Origin of the sequence: Pleurocapsa sp. PCC 7319 (genome assembly GCF_000332195.1) — a bacterium.
GTDB lineage: Bacteria > Cyanobacteriota > Cyanobacteriia > Cyanobacteriales > Xenococcaceae > Waterburya.
Genome location: NZ_KB235924.1, coordinates 96,624 through 103,114 on the forward strand (window position 1 = coordinate 96,624; position 6,491 = coordinate 103,114).

General features: G+C 38.8%; 5 protein-coding genes. 2 read left to right on the forward strand and 3 right to left on the reverse strand.

The window, feature by feature from the left end; genetic code table 11:
- Nucleotides 1–177: 177 nt before the first annotated feature.
- The 3 genes from PLEUR7319_RS0133510 to PLEUR7319_RS0133520 form a co-directional block, all read right to left on the reverse strand.
- Nucleotides 178–963 carry a DUF928 domain-containing protein gene (locus tag PLEUR7319_RS0133510; RefSeq protein WP_019509615.1) on the reverse strand — a complete coding sequence of 262 codons (786 nt, stop codon included), beginning with the start codon at nucleotides 961–963 and terminating at the stop codon, nucleotides 178–180.
- 23 nt (nucleotides 964–986) lie between these two features.
- Nucleotides 987–3,356, reverse strand: a complete 2,370-nt coding sequence (locus PLEUR7319_RS0133515) for a CHASE2 domain-containing protein (RefSeq protein ID WP_019509616.1) — start codon at nucleotides 3,354–3,356, stop codon at nucleotides 987–989.
- 269 nt (nucleotides 3,357–3,625) lie between these two features.
- Nucleotides 3,626–4,867, reverse strand: coding sequence for a hypothetical protein (locus tag PLEUR7319_RS0133520; RefSeq protein WP_019503788.1), 1,242 nt, complete (start codon nucleotides 4,865–4,867; stop codon nucleotides 3,626–3,628).
- A gap of 140 nt (nucleotides 4,868–5,007) precedes the next feature.
- On the opposite strand from PLEUR7319_RS0133520, the gene PLEUR7319_RS0133525 reads away from it, so the two are divergent.
- Together PLEUR7319_RS0133525 and PLEUR7319_RS0133530 are read left to right on the forward strand one after the other, a co-directional pair.
- Nucleotides 5,008–6,090, forward strand: coding sequence for an ATP-grasp domain-containing protein (locus PLEUR7319_RS0133525; protein ID WP_019509617.1), 1,083 nt, complete (start codon nucleotides 5,008–5,010; stop codon nucleotides 6,088–6,090).
- A 121-nt stretch (nucleotides 6,091–6,211) separates the two neighbouring features.
- The coding region (locus PLEUR7319_RS0133530; protein ID WP_019509618.1) for a helix-turn-helix domain-containing protein at nucleotides 6,212–6,491 on the forward strand (280 nt) is incomplete at its 3' end.

A 6,491-nucleotide genomic window follows, 5' to 3' on the forward strand; every position in this document is an offset into this window, starting at 1 on the left:
CTAGTAATGCTTTGAGGTTTATAGTTCTGTTGTAACCAACTAATTTGAGAAACTTGTGAAGATATTAGGCACTAGAAAAAATTTGCTACTTTGTTATTTTATCCCCATTTCCCTAAGTATTTGTACTACCCACAAAATCCGTTAGAACCAGACTTTGCCCACTAGTAGTAAACTAAGTTACCTGTTAAAACTAATTGGGTTTACTACTAGTGGTTTGTGGATTAATTCACTTAAGTTTACCCCTGTAGCAGTAAGTAGTTTAGTCCAGTCACGCTCAAGCTGGGAATTATCATTTTTTAGGCGCAATTGTGCTAAATTATCTAGAGAATCCAACCAAATTAGATTTTTTCCATATTCTTGATATATTGGAGTTGTTCTGCTTCTAAGCCGAGCTTTTAATGCGGGAGTCAGAGTAATTCTTTTAATCCATCCATCAACAAAATTAGCAGTCGATGATGAAGAGTCACCACAATAAAGTTTGAAATACCAACGATAGGATTGGTTGATTGCCAGAGGAGGAGAAGTTTGGGGAATTTTTAGGCTTACTAAACCAGGTGTCTTTGGCAGATTGAAAGTTTGTCGATAAACATCGTTTTCTTGTTCATCTTGAAGGACAAATTCTCCAGAAGAGATCTGTTGGGGAGAATAAGGTACATAAAACCAGAGTTTAGGGCGATCGCTAACTGTAGTTCCCATATTATTCTGAGGAACTAGGGCTGTAAGTGGTGTCTGGCTTGCAGGGCAAGGACTACGACTTCCTCCTCCTGAACGCCTGCCAGGTCTACCATCTCCAGAAAAATCAAGTTTATTGTCTTGAGACGAGTTGTCTACCTGTTCTGAAGTAGATTGGTTGGTAAATGTATTAATTTCTTCAGTTTTAACCCGGAAATTAGATAAACAAATAATCGCCAGAAAAATAGAATTAGCAATTAATAATTTAATCGATAGTTGTAATATTTTCATTTTTTCTGAGTTTAATTTGAGCTTTAAAAATACTTGTAGCGTAATGCCGTCCAAGAAACAATCGTTCCTACCGTAGTTACAGCTACTAGCAATCCAGAGACCATAGGAAACCACACGCCTGATAAAAATACAACGTAACCAATCCCAGGTATCAGCAACATAATAATTACAGATGCAATTCCTCGATAGACAAAAGATTTAAAACACCAAAACCAAAATCCGATAATGATAGAACAACTCCAGATTATAAGAATTTCTGCCCATTCGGGGAACCATGTTAGTAATGGACGATTATCCTGTGCAGCACTTAGGATTTGACTTATCATATGAGCGTGAATTATTACTCCTGCCATTTTTATTTGTTGTGCTGTGTGAATTGGCGTCAGAAAATAGTCGTTAAAACTAGGAGCAATAGTACCAATTAAAACAATACGATCGCGAACTAGATCCCTTAGCTGTAACTGATCCGTAATACTAATAAAATCTGTTAGAGTTATTGTCTCTGCCACTATAGGTGAAGCACGATAGTTAAGTAATAGCTGATAACCCTTATCATCGACGTTATTGTAGCCACCTGCTTGGGAGTCCAGCTTTTTTAGAGTCAGATCGCCGATCTGTAAATCCCCCTGAAGATTACGCTCAACCTTTTTTCCTTTGTGTTCAAAATAAGTTTGGACCACTCGTAAACTAAAAGCAATATCGGCAGTACAGATAGATTTAGGATCAGCAGACATACCTAGTAGTTGACGACGAATCACACCATCATCATCCACAGGAAAATCACTAAAGCTAGACTGCTCGGGAGAAATTTCAGGAAAAGGTTTTGTACCAGATAGTTGATTTTGTTCTGCTGTACCTACTTCGCAAACAGTAATAAAGTTGTCTTTATTTTGCGTAAATTCGATCAAATCTGTGCGTCCATTATCTAGAAGAAACTCTCGATATATATCTAAACCAATAACCCTAGGCTGATAGAATTGTAGCTTTTGTAGCAGTTTAGCCAGAGAACCATCCGAGATTGACGTTCCCAATCTTTCTTGTGGTGGTTGATTTTGGACATCTTCTTCTGTCACAGTGATGATCAATAGACGAGGATCGGGAGCTTCTGCTGGGCGTAGATTAAGTAGCTGATCGTAAGTTGCTAATTCCCATAGCTGTAATATTCCCAGCTCTCGTAATCCTATTACCAGAGTAGTAGCAATAAAGCTAGCTAGCAACAAAATTGGCAACCGTAGTTTTCGATGTCTTAAAGCGCGATCGCTTTGATGAAATTTGGTTAAATTTTGCCAGGTGGGTAATTCAGCAGCAGGGTTTTGACAAATTACCGGTAGCCATGTGGCACAAGGATATTTTGTTTCTAATGATTCTAATCTTTCTCTAGCTTCTCTGACCGCAGCATATAAAGATTCGCCTTGAGAAAAAGCAGTTAAAAAATAGCGAAAGAATTCCTGAGCGACCTTATTTGGTACAGACTCTCGCATCACAATTACTAAGGGAATATGTAAATCTGCTAAAGACTGTGCCAAACCCAAACCATCGCAAGAGTTAAAAATTGCCAGTTTTAACCCCTGAGAAATAGCTTTTTTAAGACTATTACGTAACTGTTCGAGAGTTATGGTTTCAGTTTGATTAATAAAAATCTGTCCTGTTTCAGCTTCTGTTTGACTATGACCAGCAAAAAACAAAATATCCCAGCCGATTTTTTGCCAGAGTTGCTCGTTTAACTCCTGAAGCCCAGGAGATTCTAAAAATACGGTAGTGGCATCAGGTAAATCTTCAATGGCGTTACGGTCTGCCTGTAGATCTAAGTTATGGTCATTGCCAAAAATAGCTAAAATTCTAGCTGATTTACCAGAACTAGAACGAGACTCAGCACGTCCGTATTCTAAAGTACTTAGAGCTAACTCTGCATAGGGATAGTCTTCAAAGAAATTCCACAGATGCCAAGGAAGTCTTCTCAATATAGGATCGTTAGTTTCGATAATTACTTGAATTTCTGCTGCCGGATCAAGAATGCGACTTAGTTTGCGATCTATATTATGAAAAGAGGCAACATCTAGCCAATTATTGAGTTGAGTAGTCAATTGTTGGCAGAGTTCATAAAATTCTACTTCTGAAAAATAAGTTATGCCTCCAGATTCAATTTTAATCTCTCTAATTGAATGCCAACTTTGTTCTCGATAAAATTCTAGGTAGAGTAATTTCCACTGTCGATATAGTTGTTCAATTTCTGGTGCTGGGGGTAGACTACCCCGAATTTGTAATGGTTTAGGAGCAGCAAATCTAGGTGATAAATTCCTGACTGACTTTTCAGATGAAACCTGAGCTGTAATCTCTCCACAGCCCTGTTGCAAATTTCCCGAACCTAAATTAATTGAGACAGTCCAGCTCATCCTTAAATATTTGACAAGTAATTACAAGACAAAATTTTCCTTGACTGTGACCTGCTTGAGAGTGATTTTAATATTAAAGCGATCGCCTGACCGATCGCTAAATATACGTAGTTGAGCATAGTTATGAAGACTACCAGAGACAGTTCCTTAAAGTATTTTGTTAGTATTATAGATAAGTTGGAAGAACTAGATATCCTGGCTGCCTGACACAAGTACCTAAAAGCATAGATATACGGTGCAAAAGAACTGGTTCTAACGGATTTTGTGGATCAACCACTTTGAAGGGTTTGGCGACCGTTCATCGAGCTAGCAATCAACAAATTGTGAAGCCAATTGTGATGATAGCTAAAACCATTGAGATCGCTAAACGGCGATATCCGTGACGAGCATTTTGAGCGAGTTCTAGCTGCGTAGGGATGGAAATTCCAGATCAGTGCCATCGAACGTAGATATAATCTTGCCGACTCCTTGTCACCATGAAAGTATTGCATAGTGTAGAGTAAACGGTCTTGGTGATTCATCAACCGGTCTACCATATTGCTAGTGCGATGAGCTTGGGGAAATTGATAAGCGACTGTGAATTGAGCAGCACGACGGCATAATTGACGCATCTTGCTTAAAGTGCGTTTCCGTCTGATATGTTTTTTGCTCCAAATCAAAGCTAATCGTATTCCTTGCAAGAATTTAGCAGCAGTAGAGGATTTATAAGCTTTCCAGAGCAGAGCTTTGAGCTTGTTTCTTAAATTGCGATAACTGGGGCTTCCTTTCTGCACTTTTAGCACCGCGTGCAAAAAGCACAGTACCAAAGTCACCGTGGGAAATAGATTAAGCCAAGCCTGTTTAGTTCCGTCCCAAGCATCTGTATTGACTGTCACTGGGGTATAATTGGGGTCGAGAAGACGAGCTTCGGTTTGAAATTCTGCGTATCCTTTAGTTAAAGCTGGCGCACTAGCTGATTCGGTCAAGCTAACTCCCAAAATACAGCCAGATGCTACGGTAGTAGGAAGATAAACTCGTGAACCCCCTAACCAAGTATGTTTTTCATCCGCTACCAGATGTGGAGGCAGTTTTTGAGCGTCTTTGATTGTCGTTCCCACAATCGAGGCTCGACCTAAAGACAGGTAAATACGATACCAGTACATGGCATTACGACCGAAAACATAACTTAAAGCGTCAAAAGGCACACCAAATTGTCTTAAATACATTGGTTTGTCTATTTCGTCGGTTTTTCCTACCATATAAGGCATAATGAAGTCAGGACGCAATTGATAGACCTGCTGATTAGCTTTGAGCTTAATGCGGCGCATTGACAGTTCCTGTTTGCTGGAGACCACCCAATCATGAAAGCTGAACCCTGCTTCCATTTCTCTGGGAAAAATTTCAGGATACTTGGCATAAAGTTGCAGCAAATAGGCTCTATAATTGTGATTATTGGCGATTAGTTGTTGATATTGTTCTTCACTGCTAACGGGTAAACAAATACTTTTATCTCCTCTGATAGAAACTGCCATGCTTGAATTTTTACTGAAAATCAATTGATTGTTTGTTGACTTTATCTCAATTTGATTTCTTTTGTGCTTCAAGCCCCATTATCCTGAGTATTTCTACTACCCACAAAATCCGTTAGAACCAGAATTAACCAGCTTAAAAAATGACTACCTTACAAACTGTTTCCACAAATAAACATAACTCTTCTACAGCCAATTCTCTTTTATCTGCTTTACACTTAGTTGGCTCGGCCGTATCTGATTTTTATTACAAGCTATCAATTGCTTATGCCCAAGAAGTAATACAACCTGCTGGGGTTAAAAGTCATTATGCCTTAGTCCATCCCGATGGTTTATGGCAATTAGGTTCATCTCTTGATGACCTTACGGACAAAATTTTGCTTTCAGAAATGATTACTCAATTGCCTCAGGTTGATGTAATCGTACCTCATATGTTTTGTTTTCCAGGTATGACTAGTTATCGTGCTTTCTTTGAAGATATCTTGGGTATTCCTGTAGTTGGTGCCAAATCGGACTGTAACGCTATATCGACTAATAAATCTCATACTAGAAATATTGTCTCATCAGCAGGAGTAAAAGTAGCTAAAGGACAACAGCTAAGACCTGACGAAACCTTAATCATGCAACCACCTTTTATCGTTAAACCCAACTCTGAAGATAACTCTATGGGGCTTACTCTAGTGCGTGAAAAATCAGAAATAGAAGCCGCATTGCAAACAGGTTTTAAATATGACGATACTTTAGTAATTGAAGAATTTATTCCGGGACGAGAATTAAGGGTTGGTGTGATCGAACAAGAAGGAAAATTGCATGTATTACCTGTGCTCGAGTATTTTTTGACTAAAGATAGTCCTATCAGAACTTTGAACCATAAATTAGCGACTAGTGCTGACGGAATGGTAAGTAGACAGCAAGGGAATATGGCTTGTCCTGCTAATATCACTGCTGAATTAGCCCAAAAACTAGCTAATGCGGTGACAAAAGCGCACCAGTCTCTAGGATATCGCGATTATTCTCTCTACGACTTTCGTATTCATTCCGTAACTCAAGAACCATATATGCTGGAGTCTTGTTCTTTTTGGTCATTTATTGAAGCTAGTGTGTTGTCTCGGATGGTGGTGGCTGATGGACAAAAACTAGAAGATACCGTATCTAAGCTGTGGAGTAATGCAGCCAAACGAACCCGTATTGCCTGTGGTTCTCTATTTAAATATACCAACCAATAACATCACTAGTAATCAGCAATTCTCATTTCTCCGATTTTTTTCAAAATGAGAATTGCTGCTCATACTAAATCCGATTACCAAAGTAAGTATAAAATAAAGCTGGAGAAGGGAAAAAAATTGAATGCCAAAAACAGCTTATTTAGCCAATCATTTAAGTTCAGGTGAACTTAAAGAAAAATATCTTAAAAGTAAAGACTCTGTAGAAACTAGAAGATGGCATCTACTATGGAAAGTATCTCAGGGCTGGACGATTAAAAATAGTGCCATCGCTGTGGGGTGTTCTTATGCTTATGCTCAAAAGATTCTCAGTCAGTATAACCTCCATGGAGAAGAAGGGGTTGCAAATCGCCAAAATCAAACCAGCAATCACGCTAGAGGGAAAAAAAGGTTACTATCACCAC